Origin of the sequence: Bacillus sp. HU-1818 (genome assembly GCF_022695965.1) — a bacterium.
GTDB classification, from domain to species: domain Bacteria; phylum Bacillota; class Bacilli; order Bacillales; family Bacillaceae; genus Bacillus; species Bacillus atrophaeus.
In genome coordinates this window covers 105,659-128,328 of the sequence record NZ_JAAPBE010000006.1, presented here as the reverse complement: position 1 = coordinate 128,328, position 22,670 = coordinate 105,659, and the positions used below count along the sequence as shown (strand labels likewise).

24 protein-coding genes and 1 riboswitch are annotated in these 22,670 nt (G+C 41.1%); of the genes, 9 read left to right on the top strand and 15 right to left on the bottom strand.

From position 1 onward, the window contains the following. Positions 1-58: 58 nt before the first annotated feature. Positions 59-150, bottom strand: a riboswitch (SAM riboswitch). A 149-nt stretch (positions 151-299) separates the two neighbouring features. Continuing rightward, positions 300-2,357, top strand: coding sequence for a molybdopterin oxidoreductase family protein (locus GXP75_RS19770; RefSeq protein WP_214918546.1), 2,058 nt, complete (start codon positions 300-302; stop codon positions 2,355-2,357). Positions 2,358-2,711: 354 nt separating this feature from the next. Here the strand turns inward: GXP75_RS19770 and GXP75_RS21700 are convergent, their stop codons facing one another. Further along, complete coding sequence (locus tag GXP75_RS21700; RefSeq protein ID WP_483861627.1) at positions 2,712-2,906, bottom strand: YolC/YozM family protein; 195 nt, start codon at positions 2,904-2,906, stop codon at positions 2,712-2,714. A gap of 167 nt (positions 2,907-3,073) precedes the next feature. After that, the gene (locus GXP75_RS19765) at positions 3,074-3,277 is read right to left on the bottom strand and encodes a bacteriocin-like WGxF protein (RefSeq protein WP_214918545.1); all 204 of its coding nucleotides are present in this window, start codon (positions 3,275-3,277) and stop codon (positions 3,074-3,076) included. 666 nt (positions 3,278-3,943) lie between these two features. Between GXP75_RS19765 and GXP75_RS19760 the strand changes: the two genes are divergently transcribed. Both GXP75_RS19760 and GXP75_RS19755 read left to right on the top strand, forming a co-directional pair. Next, on the top strand, positions 3,944-4,693 hold the full coding sequence (locus GXP75_RS19760) for an alpha/beta fold hydrolase (RefSeq protein ID WP_242557690.1): 750 nt from the start codon (positions 3,944-3,946) through the stop codon (positions 4,691-4,693). An 8-nt stretch (positions 4,694-4,701) separates the two neighbouring features. Further along, complete coding sequence (locus tag GXP75_RS19755; protein ID WP_242557689.1) at positions 4,702-5,298, top strand: TetR/AcrR family transcriptional regulator; 597 nt, start codon at positions 4,702-4,704, stop codon at positions 5,296-5,298. 557 nt (positions 5,299-5,855) lie between these two features. Here the strand turns inward: GXP75_RS19755 and csaA are convergent. From csaA to GXP75_RS19720, 7 genes are all read right to left on the bottom strand, one after another. Beyond that, the gene (gene csaA / locus GXP75_RS19750; protein WP_214918539.1) at positions 5,856-6,188 is read right to left on the bottom strand and encodes a chaperone CsaA; all 333 of its coding nucleotides are present in this window, start codon (positions 6,186-6,188) and stop codon (positions 5,856-5,858) included. 63 nt (positions 6,189-6,251) lie between these two features. Then, a complete protein-coding gene (locus GXP75_RS19745; RefSeq protein WP_214918537.1) occupies positions 6,252-6,974 on the bottom strand; it encodes an AraC family transcriptional regulator in 723 nt (240 codons plus the stop codon). A gap of 142 nt (positions 6,975-7,116) precedes the next feature. Beyond that, complete coding sequence (locus tag GXP75_RS19740; protein ID WP_242557688.1) at positions 7,117-7,314, bottom strand: hypothetical protein; 198 nt, start codon at positions 7,312-7,314, stop codon at positions 7,117-7,119. Between the two features lie 85 nt (positions 7,315-7,399). Next, a complete protein-coding gene (locus GXP75_RS19735) occupies positions 7,400-7,960 on the bottom strand; it encodes a TetR/AcrR family transcriptional regulator (protein WP_242557687.1) in 561 nt (186 codons plus the stop codon). A gap of 6 nt (positions 7,961-7,966) precedes the next feature. Beyond that, positions 7,967-8,680 (bottom strand): MBL fold metallo-hydrolase, encoded by a 714-nt coding sequence (locus GXP75_RS19730; protein ID WP_242557686.1) that lies wholly within the window; start codon positions 8,678-8,680, stop codon positions 7,967-7,969. A 72-nt stretch (positions 8,681-8,752) separates the two neighbouring features. Then, positions 8,753-9,238 (bottom strand): GyrI-like domain-containing protein, encoded by a 486-nt coding sequence (locus tag GXP75_RS19725; RefSeq protein ID WP_214918530.1) that lies wholly within the window; start codon positions 9,236-9,238, stop codon positions 8,753-8,755. A 62-nt stretch (positions 9,239-9,300) separates the two neighbouring features. Continuing rightward, on the bottom strand, positions 9,301-10,239 hold the full coding sequence (locus GXP75_RS19720; RefSeq protein WP_106044346.1) for a helix-turn-helix transcriptional regulator: 939 nt from the start codon (positions 10,237-10,239) through the stop codon (positions 9,301-9,303). Between the two features lie 171 nt (positions 10,240-10,410). On the opposite strand from GXP75_RS19720, the gene GXP75_RS19715 reads away from it, so the two are divergent. Beyond that, complete coding sequence (locus GXP75_RS19715) at positions 10,411-10,941, top strand: CcdC protein domain-containing protein (protein WP_061573119.1); 531 nt, start codon at positions 10,411-10,413, stop codon at positions 10,939-10,941. A gap of 44 nt (positions 10,942-10,985) precedes the next feature. Here GXP75_RS19715 and czrA read toward each other — a convergent pair whose 3' ends face one another. Continuing rightward, on the bottom strand, positions 10,986-11,318 hold the full coding sequence (czrA, locus tag GXP75_RS19710) for a Zn(II)-responsive metalloregulatory transcriptional repressor CzrA (RefSeq protein ID WP_061573118.1): 333 nt from the start codon (positions 11,316-11,318) through the stop codon (positions 10,986-10,988). Between the two features lie 192 nt (positions 11,319-11,510). On the opposite strand from czrA, the gene GXP75_RS19705 reads away from it, so the two are divergent. Continuing rightward, positions 11,511-12,173, top strand: a complete 663-nt coding sequence (locus GXP75_RS19705; protein ID WP_003325818.1) for a lysozyme family protein — start codon at positions 11,511-11,513, stop codon at positions 12,171-12,173. 66 nt (positions 12,174-12,239) lie between these two features. Here GXP75_RS19705 and GXP75_RS19700 read toward each other — a convergent pair whose 3' ends face one another. Further along, positions 12,240-12,776 carry a DUF420 domain-containing protein gene (locus GXP75_RS19700; protein ID WP_003325817.1) on the bottom strand — a complete coding sequence of 179 codons (537 nt, stop codon included), beginning with the start codon at positions 12,774-12,776 and terminating at the stop codon, positions 12,240-12,242. A gap of 135 nt (positions 12,777-12,911) precedes the next feature. Beyond that, complete coding sequence (locus GXP75_RS19695) at positions 12,912-13,700, bottom strand: VLRF1 family aeRF1-type release factor (protein ID WP_242557685.1); 789 nt, start codon at positions 13,698-13,700, stop codon at positions 12,912-12,914. A 211-nt stretch (positions 13,701-13,911) separates the two neighbouring features. On the opposite strand from GXP75_RS19695, the gene GXP75_RS19690 reads away from it, so the two are divergent. From GXP75_RS19690 to desR, 4 genes are all read left to right on the top strand, one after another. Next, positions 13,912-14,412, top strand: coding sequence for a hypothetical protein (locus tag GXP75_RS19690; protein ID WP_242557684.1), 501 nt, complete (start codon positions 13,912-13,914; stop codon positions 14,410-14,412). 367 nt (positions 14,413-14,779) lie between these two features. Then, positions 14,780-15,838, top strand: coding sequence for a Delta(5) desaturase DesA (gene desA / locus GXP75_RS19685; protein WP_242557683.1), 1,059 nt, complete (start codon positions 14,780-14,782; stop codon positions 15,836-15,838). A gap of 126 nt (positions 15,839-15,964) precedes the next feature. Then, positions 15,965-17,101, top strand: coding sequence for a sensor histidine kinase (locus GXP75_RS19680; RefSeq protein WP_242557682.1), 1,137 nt, complete (start codon positions 15,965-15,967; stop codon positions 17,099-17,101). Beyond that, entirely contained in the window at positions 17,098-17,697 is a 600-nt protein-coding gene (gene desR / locus GXP75_RS19675; protein ID WP_003325811.1) for a two-component system response regulator DesR, read from the top strand. The genes GXP75_RS19680 and desR overlap by 4 nt, the downstream gene beginning before the upstream one ends. 281 nt (positions 17,698-17,978) lie before the next feature. Here the strand turns inward: desR and GXP75_RS19670 are convergent, their stop codons facing one another. The 3 genes from GXP75_RS19670 to recQ all read right to left on the bottom strand — a co-directional run bounded on the left by GXP75_RS19670 (position 17,979) and on the right by recQ (position 22,624). After that, a complete protein-coding gene (locus GXP75_RS19670; protein ID WP_242557681.1) occupies positions 17,979-19,568 on the bottom strand; it encodes a solute:sodium symporter family transporter in 1,590 nt (529 codons plus the stop codon). 179 nt (positions 19,569-19,747) lie between these two features. Then, positions 19,748-20,599 (bottom strand): LysM peptidoglycan-binding and 3D domain-containing protein, encoded by an 852-nt coding sequence (locus tag GXP75_RS19665; RefSeq protein WP_242557680.1) that lies wholly within the window; start codon positions 20,597-20,599, stop codon positions 19,748-19,750. Positions 20,600-20,845: 246 nt separating this feature from the next. Beyond that, positions 20,846-22,624 (bottom strand): DNA helicase RecQ, encoded by a 1,779-nt coding sequence (gene recQ, locus GXP75_RS19660; RefSeq protein WP_242557679.1) that lies wholly within the window; start codon positions 22,622-22,624, stop codon positions 20,846-20,848. Positions 22,625-22,670 lie beyond the last annotated feature (46 nt).

Genomic DNA, 22,670 nt, shown 5'->3' with positions numbered 1-22,670 from the left:
AAGAGATTCATGTATATGTGTTTTCTGCTAAAGCAAAAAAACATGTATAAACCTTACTTTCCTATCTTTCAAGCCTACGCTTGCTGGAATTGGCACAATAATGTTGCCGAGGTTTCATGGGGCCAGTCCCTCCACCTCTCTTGATAGAAAATTAATATATGAAATTTTCAGCATATTAAAAGAATAAATTCATCATAAAGAAGTCACGTATTGATGTCAATCTTTTTTTCTGAATTGACGCTATAATGTGAAATGTTTATAATTCTTACAATATATCTATAGATAAGGGGAACTGGGGCATGAATTCTTTCGCCACTCAACAAGATGGAGTCTTTAAATCTGTATGTTCACTCGACTGTCCGGACCAATGCGGATTACTTGTCCATAAAAAAGACGGCAAAATTGTAAAAGTCCAGGGTGATCCGGATCACCCTGTGACACAAGGAAATATATGCAATAAAGTTCGAAATATGGCTGAGCGCATTTATGATGAAAAACGATTATCCGTTCCGCTGAAACGCGTCGGCAAAAAGGGCGAGGCGGCATTTGAACCGATTTCATGGGAAGAAGCCATCAGCACCATCAGCGCACGCTGGAAACGTCTCATCGCTGAAGAAGGCACGGAAAGCATTCTCCCCTACAGCTTTTATGGCAATATGGGGAAATTAACAGCGGAGGGCATGGACCGCCGCTTCTTCCATCGTCTTGGCGCAAGCCAGCTGGAGCGCACCATTTGCAGCAAAGCCGGCTCAGAGGGTTATAAATATACAATGGGCGTGAGTGCAGGAACAGATCCCGAAGAAACCATTCATACAAAGCTGTTTATTTTTTGGGGGATAAACGCTGTCAGCACAAATATGCATCAAATTACAATCGCACAAAAAGCCCGTAAAAATGGTGCGAAAATCGTTGTAATCGATGTTCATAAAAATCAGACAGGCCGGCTTGCCGACTGGTTTATTCCGATTCGGCCCGGAACAGACGGCGCACTCGCCCTTGGCATCATGCATATTTTATTTAAAGAAAATATGCATGATGAAGCATTTCTTTCTGAATATACTGTGGGTTCTGAAGAGCTTCGAGACCATGTCAAACAGTATACGCCTGAAAATGTCTCTTTCATTACAGGCATCAGCACGGAAGATATTTATCAGCTTGCCAGAATGTACGGTGAGACTTCTCCTTCTTTTATCAGAATCGGAAACGGGCTGCAGCATCATGATAATGGCGGCATGATTGTTCGGACGATAGCCTGTCTGCCCGCTGTTACCGGCCAATGGCTGCAACTTGGCGGCGGTGCGATCAAGCATAATAGCGGCATTCTGGAATATAACAGCCGTGCCCTCCAGCGTCCAGACTTGCTGAAAAGCCGCACGCCAAGGTCATTCAATATGAACCAGCTGGGCAGAACGCTTTTAGAAACCGATCCGCCCGTCCGTTCACTATATATATATGGGACAAATCCCGCCATTGTAACGCCGGAAGCCAATAAAGTAAGAGAAGGGCTGGTGCGGGAGGATTTATTCGTTGTAGTGCATGATTTATTTTTAACGGAAACCGCCAAATACGCGGATATTATACTGCCCGCCACCTCTGCTTTTGAAAATCTTGATTTTTACACCTCTTACTGGCATCACTACATTCAGCTTCAGCAGCCGGTTATTGAGAGATATGGAGAAAGCAAGCCGAACACTGAAGTATTCAGATTATTGGCGGAAGCCATGGGTTTTGAAGATCAAGAGCTGAAAGATTCGGACGATGAATTAATTCGCCAGGCGCTTGATCATCCGGACAATCCTTATTTGGAAGGAATGAATTACGAAGATCTTATTCAACATTCATATATAAAAGCAAAAAGAGCTAAACCGCTGTTTCCGGGCAAACTGCCGACACCGAGCGGTAAGATAGAATTATATTCTGACACAATGAAGAAAGACGGCTTTCCGCCTGTGCCGACTCATATACCGCTTGCCGAGGATGAAGATTACCCTCTTATGTACGTGCCGGGTCCTAATCATAATTTCTTAAATTCGACGTTCTCCAACAATGCTAAGCATATCAAGCTGGAAAAAGAACCTAAGCTTTTTATGAACACGCAGGATGCAAAAGAACGGGGAATTGAAGATGGAGAGCGAGTCCTCATTTGGAACAGCCGGGGCGAATGCGAATTAACCGTCTCAGTCGGAGAACAGGTCCTTCCTGGAGTGACAGTGAGCCAAGGGTTATGGGCCGATGAGCCAAACAAAAAACAACTTGTCAACTCACTTACACCGGACCGCTTGTCAGATATGGGCGGCGGCGCAACCTTTTTCTCAGGAAAAGTCCAAGTCGAAAAAATCACAAACACATCAGTTTAATCGTATACAAACTAACCGCCAGACATCTAGTCCTGGCGGTTAGTTGTTATTGATTTATTCACTTTCATCAAAAATGGCGACGCCCCGGCTCCATCCTGCGAGGCATCAGCGATATTTATAGAAAAAACGCTTACTGTAAAACCATAAGGCTTCGAAAGCTGATCAAGATTGCAAAGTTTTTCGAATCTGGCAGTACTCTTTCCTTTGAAGGAATACAAAAGCAATAAATAAAAATCGAGATAATGTCGACTATAATTGATGTATTTTGTTTCTCATGGTTGGATGGGAACCGACCGATGACCGGATAAAAGAGAATATGAAAAGCCCCTTCTCAATTTAAGAGGAGCTTTTATTTCATACTCTCCAAATACTTTTTATGTTCTTTTTTAAAAACTTTAATATCCTTTTTAAATATCTCAATTTCATACTTTTTTTTGCTTCCTTAGACAAATTCTCACCTAAGATAATGCCGATGTCTTTCCTCACTTTTTGTTTATTCATACCAATTGTTATAACCGGGTCTGTGTCTCCAATTCCAAAACTAAACAAACCAAATTCATTACATGCACTTTCCAAAACTTCCTCAGTTGATTTTGACTTTTAAATGGATGAAAAACCATATTAAACATGAACAAAGAAGATGCTACGACAATTATGTTAAAGATTCAAATAAATTTCTTATTCATTCTTCCCTCCTTTTTTCTTTGTTGGCCGGTTTATGTTTCTACTCTGTCAGCGACTTTAAAGATATTGAATAGCAGAGAAGATAATAAAGCAATTACAAAGAACACCCCCACAAATCCACTCCAGAATGTAAGTCCTTCAAACGGAATATTAAACATTCTAATAATGATTCTGTGAACAATCCCCGCAATAATAAGCAGGACACTAGTTAATAATGAAAATCTAATATGTTTCATTCACCACAAACTCCTTTCATAAGGAAAAATCCTCTCTTCCTTTTTTTGTATTTATTCAACACTTTTAAAAAATCTCCTTTATGATTTAATATTGGTGGTGAAATTTTTTAGCTTGATAAGTCTTAGTTTAAATAAGTTGTAGTAATACAGCTCCTATAACTGCTGTTTTATTTAGATTATTCATCTCCGAAAGACAACTCATAATCTTCCCATTCATCACTACCATTGCATTCCACTAAATAAGTTTTTTGCCTCCAGGCTGCCTCACGCTTAGACATATTTATAACAAGCTTTTCCTCATAAGACTGCTGATACTACTGTTTAGAGTTACTTCTGTCATCCTTCACCCTTCTTAACCTGCTGCTACCGCCATTCCTTAATCTCTTGGACATAAAAAAGCGTATCTGGCTTCAGCTTCCGGCACGCTTTCTCTCTTAGTGTAAAGTGCCAATAAAGTTGTTTAATTTGCAAAAAAGTCGTTTAAAAACAAATAAAATTGTTTGAATAGGCAATATCAGTATCCACACGATTGTTTTAATTAAAAGAGTATTATGGTTAAGGAGTGTAATGAATGGTGTTCTTTATGAGCACTTCATTTTCCATTGACTAAACGTTCATTCAATAATAAAGTAGTGTTAAATATTGTAATTGAATGGAGGGTTTGCAATGGATTTGTATTATGAGGTTAATGGAAACGGGCATCCTGTCGTTCTTCTTCATAGTGGTGGTGCTGATTTGCGTGATTGGACATTTGTAACGCCGCTTCTAGCCAAGCACTATAAGGTCGTTACTTTTGATGGACGTGGTACTGGGAAATCACCATCCCCTTTAGAACATACCAACTATGTTGAAGATTTGCTGTCGCTGCTTGACCATCTAGAAATCGATAAGGCAGCACTCATAGGACACTCCTTCGGCGGCCAGATTGTCACTGAATTTGCTCTGAATTATCCTGAAAGAGTATCGAAACTTGTTTTGGTTGCTCCTGCTTTGTCAGGATTTAGCTATTCACAAGAGTTTACTGCGTATTTGAATAAAATTAACGAGGCTGCCCCAGATATAGAAAAGATGCTTGAGCTTTCGCTTAGCGCCTCATTATATCATGTTGTAATGGCCGGTCCCCACCGGAATCTGATGGTTCAAATGCAGCGGCATTATTTCAGACGGATTTTAAAATGGCCAGCTTTTGAAATGATTTGGCCGCAGCCTCCAGCTATTGACAGGTTAGAGGAATTGAATGCCGATACACTATTCATTATCGGCAAGGAGGATTTCCAAGATAACCATCGAGTTGCAGATTGTTTTCGAAAAGTCCCAAAAGCTCGTTTCGTTGAAATCGCCGATGCAGATCATATGGTAACACTCACCCATCCTGAAAATCTATATCACCATATTACTTGCTTTATGGAGGAATGAAGTTTACCATGCCAAGATCTCGGAAAGAAAATGAAAGAATTCGTCAGTTAGCCAAAGAGAATATTCGTAGTGCAGCTATGAGGTTGTTCATCAAACAAGGGTATCATGCTACTTCTATTAGCGATGTAGCTAAAGAAGCAGGCATATCTAAAGGGCTGCTATACAATTATTATAAAGGCAAAGAGGAACTTCTTGCTACAATGGCCGAGGCCAGAATCGGGGAATTGATTGAGGTAATGGAAGGTGCGACCGCTTTTGAGACACCTTCTGAACAACTTAGGTTTATTATAGAAGGTGCGATCGATAACGTCTATCAAAAGCCGGAATTATTCCGTTTCTATCTGCACCTGCAAACACAGCCAGAAGCAGATCAGGAGCTGATCAAATACAGTAATATGCTGATTGAAGAAAGTGCCAGACAGTTCGAGTTACAGTGTGAGATGTTCGAAAAGCTGGGTGTAAAGGAGCCGCGGAAACGGTCGTTATACTTTTCATCCACGCTTCAAGGGATCATGTTAATGATATCTACTTATCCGCAACAGTTTCCCATTGAAGAAGTAAAAACACAGATGATTCGTGAATTTTGCTTCTTGTCTTCCGAATAAGTACCCAACACCAGCACCTTTAATTAAACCAGATCAATAAAGAGAAATAGCATTTGGGGAACCAAAAATAATTCCTTCGGTCAAAAGTTTGACTGACTGAAAAAACGATGTCCTTTTTAGGGCATTTTTTTGGGGATAAAAAAGACCTGGAAGGAATCAATTCCAGGTCACATGAATTCCTTGTGTCGGCTTTTACTTTTAGTACGTTTTATAAAATTTTGATGTGTGTTCAACGTTTAGCGTATTCTTTAATGCACTCTAGGTCACTGTTAGATCTCACCATTTTGCTTTCAATTATATACTGTCATCAAATAAACAATCAAACTGAAATTTCTGCTTATCATCGGTAATACCCGCCGGCCCTGCTAGACCATTTCAAACATGGAAATCAATAAAAACTTGCTAAATATCTTCTTCCATGCTATATTCATATAGCGATGAGCTGAATTGTGTAAGCCGATGGACATGCCCTTTGCGGGCGCACACGAATGTGGCGTGTGGTACATCGCCTCAATACGCAAAAGACGTTTGCTTTCGGGCAAACGTCTTTTTTTATGTTAACCTATTTTTGTTCCGTTGGGAACGGGATGTTCCGGCGCAAGCAGGACGACGTCGCCTTGTTCCGGAATGCCGCCGAGGACGAGCACTTCTGATTTGAATCCGGCGATCCTCCTGGGCGGAAAATTGATGATAGCTGTGACTTGCTTGTCGATCAAGTCTTCCGGCTGATAGCGTTTCGTAATTTGCGCGCTTGATTGTTTCAGACCAATTTCTTCGCCGAAATCAATCACAAGCTTAATGGCCGGTATGCGCGCTTCCGGAAATTCCTCTGCTCTTACAATCGTGCCTGTCCTGACATCGAGGGCTAAAAAATCTTCAATGGATGCCAACTGAATCACTCCTTTTTCTTCTTATTATAAAAAGAAAAACACATCCCTGCGCTTTACCATATATCAGAACGTTTTATCCGAATGAAAGGTGTTTCTGTAGTCCCGCGGAGCCATTCCCGCCGATTTTGCAAACCACCTTGTAAATGAAGAAGGGTTTTGAAAACCGAGCTTCTGACTAACGGCAGTAAGTGGTTCATTTTTCTCTGCCAGCATTCTTTTCGCTTCCGCAAGCCGAAGGTCGGCAATGTATTTTTGCGGTGTTTTCCCTGTACGGTTTTTAAACCAGCTTGAGTAGTACGCCGGATGATAATGTTCGAGTTCCGCCAGTTTTTTAATAGACAAAGTTTCCGATAAATGACTGTGTATGTATGCGATAGACGAGTGGGAATACGTTTGTATTTTTTCCGTTATGTATTGAACAAGCAGGTACAGGGTATGTGATGACTTACTATTTGCTTCCTCCTTCAGCAAATAGCGGATTGAGGACCAAAAGGGGTCCACTTTGGCTTCTAGCCCAGAAGCCATATCATGATGCTCTATGTTCATGACGTGTAATGGAATATCCAGAACTAAACATTCGTTTCTGCCGATGGAGCGAAAGCGATGTTCACACTCAGGCGGAATGTACAAAAAATGCTCTGGCGTTAACTTCACCCTCTGTTCTTCTGTTTCAAGATCAATATGGCCCTCAAGCGGGAATAAAAATTGGCTGAATTCGTGTTTATGCGAATGGTAGAGGCGTGTATAGGTCCTTTTTTCACAAGTAATATTTTGCAGTATGTCCATCTCATTCTCCATCCTTTTTTATGCGGTAATGATGTTTGGATATAACCGAAAAACAGTCTATGATACAGAGAAATGGCAGGTTGATTTTCCTTCGTTACATGAAAGTATTATGTGCGGCGCCATTGGCCTTTGACCAATCTGTTTAAACTCTGATAAGCTGGCTTCCCGCTTTCTTTCCCCGATGGCGCTTTGCACCACAATTTGTTACACCGAAATTCGCCGTGAGCACCCATTCACCGAGCTTCACTTGAATATGCGCAGACCATGAAGATGCCGCTAATTGTTGTGTTTTATGTTTGCTGCAAATTTGAGTGTCTCCCATGCATTTTAATATTGTCATTATACAATATTCAGAAATATATGTCTTAAACAAAAAGAGCCTTATTCAAAATAAGACTCAGTTTACATAATATTATTATGATTTACTAATGCTTCTGCAGGCCTGCTGCAAATGCCCGAATTGAAAATAAAAAACTCTCCGAAATATCTTGTGAAAGTTCAAACGCATGCTGTCTCATTAGGACGGCAAATCCATGCAGCATGCTCCTTAGTCCCCTCGCCGCATGAATGGCCGTCTGTTCATTGGCATAGCCAAATTGAATGAGCAGTTGAACGACAAGCTGGACAATTCGGTCCGACAGCTCTTCTGTCCTGCCATCGGAAACTTTCAGCAAGGAGGCCTCGTAAAGTCCGGGGCTCGAATGTGCAAATTCAATATAGGCGTTTGCTAAGGCAAGAAGTGCTTTTTCTCCTGTTAGTCCCCGGACGGAAGAAGACATTTGTTCATAAAGCTGTTCTAATCCGCTCACACAAAGTTCAACTTGAATGCCTTGCAGTCCGCTGACATGATTATAAAGAGACGGAGGACGCACATTTAATTTCTTTGAAAGCGTAGACAGTGTGACTCCCTTCATGCCTTCTTGATTTGCAAGCTCAGCTGCTGCATCTATGATAATTTCAAGGTTCATCCCAATTCTCGGTGACATCACTCATTATCCTTTCGTAAGACGGCGCTTCGCATTTTGAAGCGCGTGCTTCATAGAATTTATTGGACTATGTAAAAGCTCTCCGTGTCCTACTGCGAGACAGCTAGGAGCTGTGTCAATTAGAATTTGTGCGCTTTTAATGGCTTTTTTCTTGTTCCAAGTCGCGAACGCCGGAAAAGGAAATGACCATTTCAGCTCCCCGGAAACAGCAATTCCTCCTCGCAATTGAAACGCGTCTCCTGCTATTAGAATACCATTTCTTTCGTCAAAAAAAGATACGCTTCCGGGGGTATGCCCTGGTGTTGGAATAACAAGCAGAGAACCGATCCACTCACCGCCTTTTACCAAAAGATCAGGTGTTGTTTTTATGTTTTTCGGCACGCCTCCTTTTATAGGCGTTTGCGGTTCATCATCCCGCAGTGTTACGTCCCCCTGTAATAAGAATGAATCCCGTTCTGATATGATCTTTTGTGCGTGTGGGTATGCTGCGGCCAATGTATCAAGTGAACCGACATGGTCACTATGGGCATGAGTCAGCAAAATTTTGTTCAGCGGTTTTCCAATGCGGCTGACCGCTTCTGAAATGCCTTTAAAGCTGTTCGGAATCCCTGTATCGATCAGCGTTAATCCATCTGCTTCTTCGACCAAATAACAATTGACGGGAAAAAGCTTTGGAAAAAAGGTCAGCTGCCAAACCGATTGATGTTGTATGATTCTCATATTTTTTTATCCCCCTCGAAAACTAATGTTGTTAGTTTCATTATAACTAATGCCATTAGTTTTACAAGCGTTTTATGATAAATTCACTGCTATATATATTTTTACCTTCGCTTGTCTAAGTGCAACAGCACCTTGATCATACACTTCAAAATCGCCTGAGAATGTACGCAAATGACGCTTCTCCCATGACCAGATCTCTTTCCACGTTTCAAGCACAATCTCTTCAATCGGTCCAGTTCTTGACGAAAACACGGCGTACGTTGAAGAGGGTAAAGTGTTTTCTTTAAATGGTTCATACACTTTTCTTGCCTGATTTGTAAACGTTCCGATTGAGAACGTGTACATGCCATGCTCTTTTTGTTCATAGTCTGAATATAAGGTGATGATTTTTTTATCCTGAGGGGGTTCAGCTAAGATGCCTTGCGGATTTTCCTGCCAAAATGAGTTCCACAGTCGCGGAATTTTCCCCTCCGAAGTCATTTCCAATGCATTGCTTGTCCTTACTGACATTCCGATAAAGTGTTGTTGTTCCATTTGTACATAATGTGAAAAACTCATGTGCATTCTCCTCTTTTTTCAAAGTATCTACAGTATAAAAAAAGAAACCTGACAGCACCGTGTCAGGTTTCATATATTTTTTGCATGTGATTAATCGTATCCTTCACTTTTTCTCGGATATGGAGCGGTTTCAGCACTTCAATTTCCTTCCCGAATTGCAATAAAAAACCGATCAGCCATTGATCTTCGGGCAGTGAAATAACGGCTTTGCAGTTTCCGCTTTCATCAAATTGAAGGGAATCTTCTCCAAACCATTCGCTAAAACGCTGCTGAGCGGGAGGCAATACGAGAAGCAGGAGGTCAGTTAAACGATCTTTTTGATACCAATTGGCATCCCAAGGCAGTGTTTTCAGCTGAATATTTTTCCTATCAAATGATTTCTGAAGAATAGCCAGTTCTTTCATTCGCTGGAGCTTAAAAAAACGAAAATCCTTTTTTGCTAAACAGTAAGCATACAGATACCAATGCCCGCTTTTAAATACCATTGTGTAAGGTTCCGTTTCTCTTGTTCTTGTCTCTCCCTTTGCGTTTGTATATGTAAATGACACTGTAGATGTACGGTCAATTGCTGCGCTGAGTTCCTCTACGAGCTTTTTTTGGTGCTTCGTATCACCCCAGGCGGTCATGTCAATAAACCACTTTTCGGTTTGCCGCTTAAATGTTTCTAAATCCTGCTCTGGAACAAGGTGCTGTATTTTTTCAAAGGCGTCATTGTTAGAAGCCGGTTCATACATAGAAGAAACACTTTGAAGAGCAAAAGCGATCGCGGCTAGCTCCTCCTCCTTAAGCCATTGCCGCTCCAGCCGATATGTTTCCATTATGCTGATTCCCCCGCCATTTCCTTGAGCCGTTACAATCGGAATGCCCGCTCGGCTTATCGTCTCAACATCACGGTAAATGGTTCTGACAGATACTTCAAACAAGTCAGCTAGCTCAGCAGCCTGAACCTGTTTTTTACTGACTAACAGCACAACAATAGCTAAAATACGTTCAAGTTTCATATCGTGCCCCTTTTTCGACAGCCCGGGCACATCTCTTATGCAAATGGAGAAAGGCGCGCATATTGTGATAAAGCCGGGTTCTGCCTCTTTTTTGCTTCAATAGGTCTTTTATGAAGACTACTATTTGCAGACGGATAAGCATACACTACTCAACGGAGGGGATTTCTCATCATGCATCTTACACTTCAAAGCGTCTGCCCTGTCATGATTATTGTCTTTTTTCTGTATAAAAAAATTAAGCGGTCCATCGGATATCAGCCGCTAAGACCTCGCTGGCTTTTTATAAGAGTCATTCTTTTTTCATTATTTGCGAGCGGGCTCGCCATTTTCAGCTTGACTCATCCATTTTTGTACGCGTATCTCACTCTCGGTATTCTTGGCGGCTTCCTGCTCGTATTCTTCGCTAAACGAAATATCTCGTTTGAAAAACGCAGGGGAAAGATTTATTTTCGCACCCATATTTGGGTTGAACTCATACTCTTATCCTTATTTCTGTCGAGATTTCTGTATCGCGTCTCAGAACTGTACCTAGCCCATCCAGATTTAAAAAACCCTAATTCATACAGCCAGACAATCGGAACGGATCCGCTGACAATCTGTATTTTTTTTCTGATTGCGGTGTATTATATCGGATTTTCCTCATTTGTTTTAAAAATCAGCCGACATGACGACGATGAAAATCAGACCAGCCAATATGGCTGATCATGGCTTCTTGCTTAAAGTTTGTCACTTAAGCAAGAAGTTTTTTAGTCATGGCGGGTATGATGAATCATTTGCTGAAGTACATCTAAAACATGCTCATCCTCGGGAGAATAATAAATTGATGTGCCTTCTCTGCGCGATTTGACCAGACGCAGGTTCTTTAAAAATCTCAACTGGTGAGAAACGGTTGATTGCAGCAAATTCAAATGCTCCGCAATACCGTTTACAGCATGCTCGCCTTGAGAAAGCAGGTGAAGAATCCTGATTCTTGTTGGATCAGAGAGCGCTTTAAAAGTTTGAGCAACAAGAAATAACGTCTCCTCATCCAAATCAACTGCAGGATCTTCCATTCTGTCCATGTCTTGAAATTCAGTCATGTGCCTCACCTTTCTTTTTTCATTATTTCAATCATATAACAAAAGCGGATTCATGCAAACTGCGGGGAGTTTTTGATCTTTCATTTCTTATTTTAAATTTATGTTTCAAACACAGGATATCACTTGGTCTCATGAGCGTTCTATGTCATAATAAAAAAGTCATAATGCTCCAAAAATTGAGGGTGAAACACAGTGAAGAAAAAGAAAAAAGGCTGTTTCGCTGCTGCGGGTTTTATGATGATTTTTGTCTTTGTCATTGCTTCCTTTTTAATGGTCTTGCTTTTTTCGAATCATGATCTGCTCAAAAAACTGCCGTTTGATACGAAGTCAATTGTTCTGGAAAGATTAACAGATTACAAACCTCTCGTTGAAGATGAGCTGGACGAGCAGGGCCTCTCCAACTATACATCACTTATACTTGGTATGATGTATCAGGAGTCAAAAGGAAAGGGAAATGATCCCATGCAGTCCTCTGAATCTCTTGGTTTAAAGAGAAATGAGATACAAGACCCTCAACTCAGTATTAAACAAGGCATCAAGCAATTTACTCTCATGTACAAAACCGGAAAAGATAAAGGTGTAGATTTGGAAACCATTATTCAAAGCTACAACATGGGAGCGGGTTATATTGATTTTGTAGCTGAACATGGAGGAACGCATACCGAGGAATTGGCAAAACAATACTCCGAGCAGCAGGTCGAAAAAAATCCTGAGCTTTACACTTGCGGAGGAAATAAAAATAATTTCCGTTACCCATACTGCTACGGCGATTACACGTATGCAGAAAAAGTAAAAGAAAAAACAAAAACTGTAGAAGAATCTTTAAATGTGACAACTCTTGAAACGTTAGAATAAAGGGCTCCTAAAAGGGGCCTTTTATTATTTGCTGAAACAACAAAAAAAGCCATAAAAATATGGCTTTTAATAATACGGCGATATCATTAAGTACACGATGACGCCCGTCAGACTGACATAGAGCCAAAGCGGCATTGTCCATCTGGCGATTTTTTTATGTCGCTCCACCTGCATGCTGAATCCTCTGATGAGCGTAAACAGCGCAAGAGGTACAATAACTGCTGAAAGAAAGATATGCGAAATTAATACAAAGAAATAAATCGAGCGCATAATCCCTTCTCCGCCGTACAATGTGTTCTCTGCGACAGCATGGTACACCACATAGCAAATTAAGAACAATAATGTCGTCGTAAATGCAGCTAATATGAATCGTTTATGGGCTTTAATATTTTTCTGTTTAATCATAATAAGCGCCGCCAACAAGAAGATAAAGGTAAAGCTGTTGAATATCGCATTTAACATCGGCAAAATGTGAATATTCGCATGGCTGAACTGATCCTGTTTCGGCATAAAAAACAGCAAAGCAATTAATCCGTTGATGACAACTGTCAATGTCAGGACAATTCCGGTATAATTTTTCGGTTTATTTTCTGTCTGATTCATCTGATGACCTCTCCTATTTGTACTGGCTACCCAAATCGTATGCAAATTTAAAGGAGATGTCAACGTTTTCGCGTGCTTCGTCAGAATTTAGACACACTTTAAAGGCCGGGCGTTTTGATAAGCCCGGCCCATGGCTCATGCCTCTTGTAGTAAATCCTCAATCACTTTATGTTCATTTTCATTCAGCAGATTCTTCTGAATTTTCGTGTGAATCGGTTTGTTCATATGACGATCAAGAATATCTGCGGTTTCTTTATCCCCGGCTATAATGAGCCGTTCCCACTTTTTCGCGGCTGCCTTTTCGTCAAGTCTTGAGGCAAGACGCTTATACAGCCTTTTTTGATTATCTTTTATGTGATCTTTTACATCCTCCTGATCCATAGAGGAAGGCGGGCTCTCATGTTTTGCTTCATGCGGCTCCCACGTCTCATTCACCAGATCATATTCATAATGCTCAATCGCTTCGATTTCACCCAGAACCGTTTCAATAATCTTCACTTCATTTTGCTGCGTTAATACAAAAGCGGTGCTTGGATATTCCTCGTGAAGGGCTTCCAACTGATCGAGAACCGCTGATTCTTCCCAGTAAAATCTAGTTTCAACAGGCATTTTCAGTTCAATTACTTCCCATATGCGGCTGTGGTGAGAAGCGAAGAATACGAAACTGCGCGGCATGTCTTTTCCCTTTCCATCAATGTATTGATAGATTTTTTTTATAAGGGCCTCCAGACATTTTTCCTCCTCCGGATCACTGGCAGCCAAATATTCTTTTAATCGGCTAAACCCGGTTTTCAAAGCGATTTTCCACTCTCCCCCCTGTTGTTCAGGATCCCTTACATCCGTATTCACATATAATGAAAGCATTTTATCAGGCGATTCCAATTGGACATATTTCAGCTTCTTTATCAATGTGTTAAACGACATTCATGTTCCTCCTTTATCATACGAATTACTGTTCCTTATCCTCTCTATTCACACGCAAAACCTCATTTAACAAACCGAGGAAGATATTGATACACCTTTTTTATCAAAAATACTGATTTTATCATTTACAAATACCCTGCATATCTACTACAATTGGTTATTGTGTTCCAATTCACATAGACTGTTTTTCATTCTGGAAAGGAGTTTGGTTTTGTTTACTGAAACGATAGAAAAAAACCGGGAAGAGCTGAAGGAAGAGCTCAATCAATTAGAAATTCAAATGTACCGCATGCAGGAAAATATCAAGGATATTTCAAAAGATTCCCGAGTGCTTGGTATTGATCAATCGAAAGATGAAGATTGGCTGATTGTTTCCTCGATTGATGATGGCCAAACATGTAAAATTATGCTTACGGATTGTGAAACGGCATACAGAGGAAGAAGCCGATTTTCCCTTGTGGCTTCGTATCAGAACGATGCCATTCATATTGGCGACATTAAAGGACCTCCGAATCTTGGATACGGTTCCATTTGCATCAAATTTTTAAAGGAAATCGCCAGGGACCATAATATTCCGAAGGTAACCGGTGACATAGCGAAGCGCGATTGGGACCACGTTGAGCGCCTGATCCATTTTTATAAAAAGCACCACTTCGAAGTCAGCATTGATTGCGATTCACAATCTGGCGAGATCAAATGGGTTGATTTGTAAAAAGCAAATAGAATGGGCTACAGAAATACTAATTGAACTATCCTTATTCCTTTTATCGCAAATATGGACTTCTGCCAAACCACATCGATTGCAGCGATCCTGCCGCATTAAGGCTTTAGCCGGATCATGAGCGTATAAGGATAGATTAATAGTAAACGGCTGGCTTTTTATTGCCGGCTTTTTATTTTTTTACACCTACAATACTTCCTTACCCTTGCAGCTTCATACTGTTGCTGGGTGAAAATGAGTTCATTCTAAATTCAAACATGACAAATGTCATATATGCACTATGATGTGTGCTACTACAAAGGCATCCTCTCTGCCCTTATACTTGGTATAGACACACAATGAGAGGATACTTTAAAATATGAATGATCAAACTATTGCTCATAAACAAAAAAAGCTTACGAAGCAAGTGGCTGCATTTGCTCAAGCCGATACTAAAAACAGTATGTTGCAGCTCCTTAATACATTTATTCCTTTCTTCGGCTTATGGTTTCTTGCTTATTTCAGCCTCAACATCTCCTATATTCTTACTTTAGGTTTTACAGTCGCGGCTTCCGGATTTTTGACACGGATATTCATTATCTTTCACGACTGCTGCCACCAATCCTTTTTCAAACAAAAGCGTTATAACAATGTTCTCGGTTTTATCACCGGCGTTCTGACCTTATTTCCCTTTCTTCAATGGCAGCACAGCCATTCAATCCATCACGCGACAAGCAGCAACTTGGATAAACGAGGTACAGGTGACATTTGGGTGTTAACGGTAAACGAATATAAAGCCGCCTCCAAATGGACAAAAATCGCTTACAGACTTTACAGAAACCCGTTTGTCATGTTTATTCTCGGACCTATTTATGTTTTCTTGTTCACAAACCGTTTTAATAAAAAAGGCGCAAGACGTAAAGAACGCATCAACACGCACCTCACAAATATCGCAATCGTTGCTTTGGCTGTTGTATCCTGCCTGATCTTCGGATGGCAATCGTTTTTGCTTGTGCAAGGACCGATTTTTCTTATCTCAGGCTCGATCGGCGTATGGCTGTTTTATGTTCAGCATACATTTGAAGATTCATATTTTGAAGCGAATGAAGACTGGAACTATGTTCAGGCCGCTGTTGAAGGAAGCTCTTTTTATAAACTTCCGAAACTGCTTCAATGGCTGACAGGCAATATCGGATACCATCATGTCCACCATTTAAGCCCTAAAGTGCCGAATTACAAGCTTGAAGAGGCGCATGAGAATCATGAACCTTTACAAAACGTACCTACAATTACGTTGAAAACAAGCCTGCAATCTCTTAAATTCCGTCTTTGGGATGAAGAAAAGAAGCAATTTGTTACGTTTCGGGATATTAAAAAACCGTCATCACATAATCCGCCTTCTCCAGTAGAGAAACAGTCGCTGCGGAAAAACGCCTGACCCGCAAGGAGGCTCTTTCCTGAAATCCAGAAAGAGCTTCCTTTTTCTATTGTTCAAGGGATGCAATCAGACCGTTACAGTGGTAAAGTTACTTTTAAGATGAAATGCTGAAAATGAGGTTATATCATGGTCAAAAAGTATTTAAAATTCCAGAAGCTAAGCGGAATTTCACCTTATATTTGGACAATATTTTTTATATTGCCTTTTTACTTTATATTCAAATCGTCTTCGACACTCGTTATCATTATCGGCATTGTCCTGACGCTCTTATTTTTTTCCGTGTACAGATTTGCGTTTGTCTCAAAGGGCTGGGCCGTTTACATGTGGGCATTTATTTTAATTGGCATCTCCACTGCCTCTATTACGCTGTTCAGCTATATTTACTTTGCTTTTTTTATTGCGTATTTTATCGGAAATATACGAGACCGCGTTCCCTTTTATATTCTATATTATGTACATTTAACAAGCGCTGCGGTTGCCGCAAACTTCAGCTTTGTCTTAAAAAGAGAATTGTTTCTCACGCAAATTCCCTTCGTCGTCATCACTCTGATCAGCGCGATTTTGCTGCCGTTCAGTATCCGCATCCGAAAAGATCGTGAACAGCTTGAAGAAAAGCTTGAATTTGCTAACGAACGGATTTCTGAGCTGGTGAAAATGGAGGAGCGTCAGCGGATTGCCCGTGATCTTCATGACACTCTCGGCCAAAAGCTTTCTTTAATCGGTTTAAAAAGCGATTTGGCGAGAAAATTAATTTATAAAGATCCGGAACAGGCGCGCGCTGAAATAAAAAGCGTCCAGCAAACCGCAAGAACCTCTTTAAATGAAGTAAGAAAAATCGTCTCCTCCATGAAAGGAATTCGGCTGAAGGATGAATTGGTCAATATCAAACAAATTCTCGAAGCAGCCGGCATTAAGCTCATCTATGAAGAAAAGCAAACACCTGCCAGCATATCGTTGCTTAATGAAAACATTCTGAGCATGTGTTTAAAAGAAGCCGTCACAAATGTCGTTAAACACAGCGGCGCCACGACTTGCCGTATTGATGTTCACCAACAATTGAAGGAAGTCATCATTACCATTACAGATGATGGGTGCTTCAAAGGCACAGAACAATATTTTTCAAAAGGACATGGACTGCTCGGCATGAAAGAACGCCTTGAATTCGCAAACGGAAGCCTGCAAATTGACACAGAAAACGGCACACAATTAACGATGAAAATGCCAAATGAATCAAAAATCAAAGAAAAGGAAGGATCAAAATGATTACAATATTTATAGCGGAAGATCAGCAAATGCTGCTAGGCGCTTTAGGATCGCTGCTTAATTTAGAAGATGATATGGAAGTTGTAGGAAAAGGAACAAGCGGACAGGATGCTGTGGATTTTGCCAAAAAAAATCAGCCTGATGTTTGTATCATGGATATTGAAATGCCCGGAAAAAACGGCCTTGAAGCTGCTGAAGAACTAAAAGATCTCGGCTGTAAAATTATCATTTTAACAACGTTTGCCCGTTCCGGATATTTTCAGCGGGCAATTAAAGCCGGCGTCAGCGGTTATTTGTTAAAGGACAGCCCAAGTGAAGAACTCGCAAGCGCCATTCGCAGCGTGATGGACGGAAAGCGCATCTACGCTCCTGAATTGATGGAGGATATCTACAGCGAAGCCAACCCGCTTACAGAAAGAGAAAAAGAGGTGCTTGAGCTTGTAGCTGACGGCAAAAACACAAAGGAAATTGCCAACGAGCTTAGCATTAAAAGCGGCACCGTCCGCAACTATATTTCTATGATACTCGATAAGCTTGAAGTGAAAAACCGGATTGAAGCCATTACCCGGTCAAAGGAAAAAGGCTGGTTTAAATAAAAAAAGAGCATCTTGGTCATGTCCGAGATACTCTTTTTTATTGAATCAGCCTTTTCTTTTTATTTAGGCCCCTGCTTCAAGTGTCATCTGCACATCAAAATAAGGGCTGTATTCTGATTCAATAAGGTAAGTCTGGGCTTCCCCTGTCTTTGCAAACAAAACGGCTTATAATCTCTGTTTTTCAGCCTCATAAAGATATAAGCAAAAGCATTCCTTTTTAGGGGGTTAACCCCTTTTCGCGGTTCAGCTCCATCTCCCCCCTTTCTATTTAGAATTTTGTTTTAACCGGCAATCCCCCACGGAGAAAAGACAATATAAATGACAGACACCATCACGAGAATAATACATGACGCAAGTTTTACATGCTTCCAAGGTTTCAAGTCCACTTGAGGATCATGGTTAAGACGATACTCTTTTTCTCTGGGCTGAAGCCTACCGACAAACAGCATCACCGCCACCGAGAACGGAAAGAGAACAGCCAGGATATACAGAAAATGAATGTGTCCCATAAAGATTTTAGATAAGCCATACAGGACAATATGAGCCGGTATCGCAATTTTAACGGCTAAGGCGGGTACTCTTTTAGAAAAGAACCCCACCACAACTGCAGCTAAGATGGGCACATTAAAAAAGCCAAACATTTCTTGAAGATAATTATACAAGCCTGATGGCGCATACAAAATAAATGGCGCAATGATAATGGAGACCACGCCAAGAATTGCTACAAATATTCTGCCTGTCTTTACAAGATCAGCATCATTTGCATTTGGTTTAAAAATCGGCTTATAAATATCAAGTGTAAATAATGTAATCGTACTATTCAATGAACCGTTAAACGAGCTTAAAATAGCGCCGAATAAAATAGCTGCGAAAATACCGGTAAGCGCTGTCGGCAGTAAATCTACGATCAGGCGCGGATAGACACTGTCGGCGTTATTGATTCCACCTCCATAAAGATGAAAAGCAATAATGCCCGGCAGGACTAAATAAAAAACCCCGACTAATTTAAAAAATCCTGCTAAGAGCGCCCCTTTTTGCCCCTCAGCCAAATTTTTAGCGCCTAATGCACGCTGAACGATCGCCTGATTGACAGCCCAGTAAAACAAATTATTTACTAAGAGGCCCGTTAAAATGGTTGGCCATGGCACTTCTGCGGAGTTGCTGATATCGATTGAATTAAGCTTTTCTGTATGTACGGCCGTTAATTTGGCAACACCGCCTCCAAAGTTTCCGTCACCGATAGCTAATATACCGAGCACCACAATCAGCAATCCGCCGCAGATCAAACCGATTCCATAGATGGCATCTGCTGAAGCCGCAGCTTTCAAACCGCCGAAGAAGATATAACAGCAGCTCGTTATGCCGATGATAAATGAAATGATCAATACGGCTGTAAAAGTGCTGATTCCAAAATTATCGGTAAAACCGAAAACCTGATCTAATACAAGTGCCCCGGAATATAAAACAGTTGGAAGGAATGAAACCGCATAGCCGATGATTAGCAACAAAGAGACAATTTGTCTTGTTTTTTGATCAAAGCGCTTTTCAAGAAAATCGGGTATTGTCGTTATGCCTGTTTTTAAATATCGCGGAAGAAAAAGTAATGCGAAAAATATCAAAGCAATCGGCGCACTCGCCTCCCAAGACATTGCAGTCATCGAACCGGCGTAGCTTTGACCGTTTAATCCAACCATTTGTTCTGTCGATAGATTGGTAAGCAATAACGAACTCCCTATATACAACGCAGTAAGACTTCTCCCTCCGAGAAAATAGCCGTCAGACGTATGTAAGTTCACATCCTTCGTTCTTAGCCACGAGAACAAAAATATGCCCATATTAATGAGTAAAAAAGATAAGATAATCCATAACAAGTTTCTGCATCCCCCTTTTTTCAAAACATAAGACCCTTATTCCCTGTTTTCGAACAGAAAAAACACGAGGAGCACATTCGAACTTTTCAGGATATAATGGTTAGGAAAGAGAAAAAAAGGGAAGAAAAAAAGGACACGAGCTTACGCTCAGTGTCCCTGATTTAAAAACCGATATATGACTAGTTAAGAACTTTTACCTTTACAGTTCTGACGCCCCAGTTATGTGCGTCACTTGTTTTAGGTACAAATACATCTATTTTATTTCCTTTTATTGCGCCGCCAGTATCTGCTGCAGTTGCTTCTCCGTAACCTTCAACGTAGACTTTTGAACCAAGCGGAATCACTTTAGGATCCACCGCAATTACTTTTGCGTTAGGGTTCTTATTCAAGTCCACACCTGTGGCCGTAACGCCGGAAATGCCGCCGTCGTTAGCTGAATAAGCAGTTGCAGTAACTGTTAGTTCTTTTTTAGCACTTTGATCGCTTGTATTTGATTGAACAGGCTGTTCCTCTGTTTTCTCAGAAGTTTCTGCTGTAGCCTTCGATTCTTGTTTAGGTTGTTGTTGGACAGTTTCTTGTTTTGGCTGCTCTGTTTGCACCGCTTCTTGTTTTGGCTCAGCTTGAGGCTGGCTCTCTTGAGCTGTGTTTGAAGCTGATACCTGACCTTTAACCGCAAGTGTTGTTCCTGCATAGATCATGTCAGAGTCTAGATTGTTCCAGCTTTTAAGGCTGTTGATTGAAATGCCGTATTTTTGAGCAATCTTCCAGAGGCTGTCCCCCTCTTTAACTGTGTATTGCCCAGCGGTTGTTTCTTCTTCTGAAGAAATGGTCAGTTTATCTCCTGCAATGATTATATCAGTAGATAGCTGATTCCATTCTTTTAAGTCCTTTAGGTTCACTCCGTTTTTCTGAGAGATTCCCCAGAGCGTGTCACCCTTTTGCACCGTGATTTCTTTCGCAGAAGCGTGAGCTCCGAATGCAGTTGATGAGATTGCTGCAACTGCGACAAAGGACATAATCGTCTTCTTCATAAGTAAATCCTCCCTTGTTAGCTTTTTATTGGCGGCTAACAGGGGATATCGTAACATATGTAAATGTCATTTCAATAACAAAACGATTTGAATTAGATTACAGTTCCTTTACATGAAAGATTTCTCTTGGTTGGAAAGACTTGCTGAACCCTTGGTATAAAGCGGTTTTGCAAGTATTATTTGCATGGCTTTTTCCGCTCTGGACAAAATGTGTTTTCTCCAAAAAAACTTATCTTTTTTGCTTTTTTATACTGTTTCACTTACGTAAGCTTGAATTTCTTCTAAAAAAAGCTTGCCGTATTTCACCCTTTTTTGTTCTCCCACTCCTTTAATTGAAAGAAGATCCTCTTCATTCGCAGGCTGCTTGCCTGACATTTCTTTTAGCGTTTGATCAGAAAAAACGACAAATGGCGGGACGCCTTGTTCTGCCGCAATTTGCTTTCGAAGCATACGAAGCCGCTCAAACAAGGCATCATTTTCAGTAATCGCAGCCGCTTTGAGCGCTTCTTTTCTGACAACGTCCTCTTTTCCAAGCAGCACGTTTCTTCCTTTATTGGTTACAAAAAGAGTCGGAAACGTACCGTCTGACATTTGAATAAAGTCATCAGAAATCAGGAACTCGATAAAATCGCTGATTTCAGATACAGATTGATGCTTTAAAATCCCGTATGTCGATAGCCGGCTGAATCCGTTATCCAGCACTTTTTTGTTTTTTGAACCCGCCAGCACCTGAGCGATCATGGTTTTGCCGAATCGTTCATTCATACGTATCATACACGATAATACCATTTGCGCTTCTTTGGTGACGTCATGCGCTTGCCTTGTATCTGTACAGTTGCCGCATTGTCCGCAGGCTGCCGGATCACTCTCACCGAAATATTTAAGAATAAATCGCTGCAAACAATCTTCTGTGTGGCAATAATCAACCATTTGCCTTAGTTTCTTCAGATCCTGCTTTTGCTTTCCTTCATCTGATGCCGATTGTTCGATTAAAAAGCGCTGCACCATAATATCCTGCGGTGAAAACAGAAGGATACATTCACTGTCAAGCCCGTCACGGCCTGCCCTTCCCGCCTCTTGATAGTAGCTTTCCATATCTTTTGGAATTTGATAATGCAAAACAAATCTGATATTGGATTTGTCGATGCCCATACCGAAAGCAGACGTTGCGACCATCACTTGGATCTGGTCATTAAGAAACTGCTCCTGCTGTTCCTTCCTGATTTCATCCGGCAATCCGCCATGATACCGTCCCGCGTTTATATGCTGCCGTTTTAGTTTTTCACAGATCCGGTCAGCTTCTTTTCTTGTCGCAGTATAAATGATGCCTGCTTCAAGCTTATTTCTGTTCAGGTACTCTTCTATAAAGCGATCTTTATTTTCGCCTTTTGCTACTTTAAAGGTTAAATTGCCACGGGAAAACCCGGTATAAACCGTATTTTCCTTTTCAATATGAAGCTGTTTGCAAATGTCCTCATGCACCTCAGGAGTAGCTGTCGCGGTTAATGCCATAATGACAGGCTTCTCTTTTAGCTCACGAAATAGAATTTCAATATTTCTGTAGCTTGGCCTAAAATCGTGCCCCCATTGCGAAATGCAGTGGGCTTCATCAATAGCCACGAGCGGGACGGTGATGCTTTGTAAAATCCGAATGAATTCCGGTGAGGTTAAACGCTCCGGCGTAATATAAAAGAGATGATAAGAGCCGTTTTTCAAAGCGGCTAAGCGGCTCTGAATGTCTTGATTGGATTGTGTGCTGTTAATATACGCCGCTGCGATTCCGGCTTCCTCAAGGGCATCGACCTGATCTTTCATTAAGGAAATCAAAGGAGAAATCACAATCGTCGTTCCTTCAAACAGCAAAGCCGGAATTTGATAACAAATAGATTTTCCGCCGCCCGTCGGCATAATACAGGCCGTGTTCTGTTTGGCTTCTGTTACTGACCGTATCGCCTGCTCCTGACCGGGGCGCAGCTTCTCATACCCAAAATAATGCGCTAATAGCGATCGGGCTTTCTCTAACATAACGTCTAAAACCTCGCTTTTTCTTCGTTTCTCCCATCTTATCATA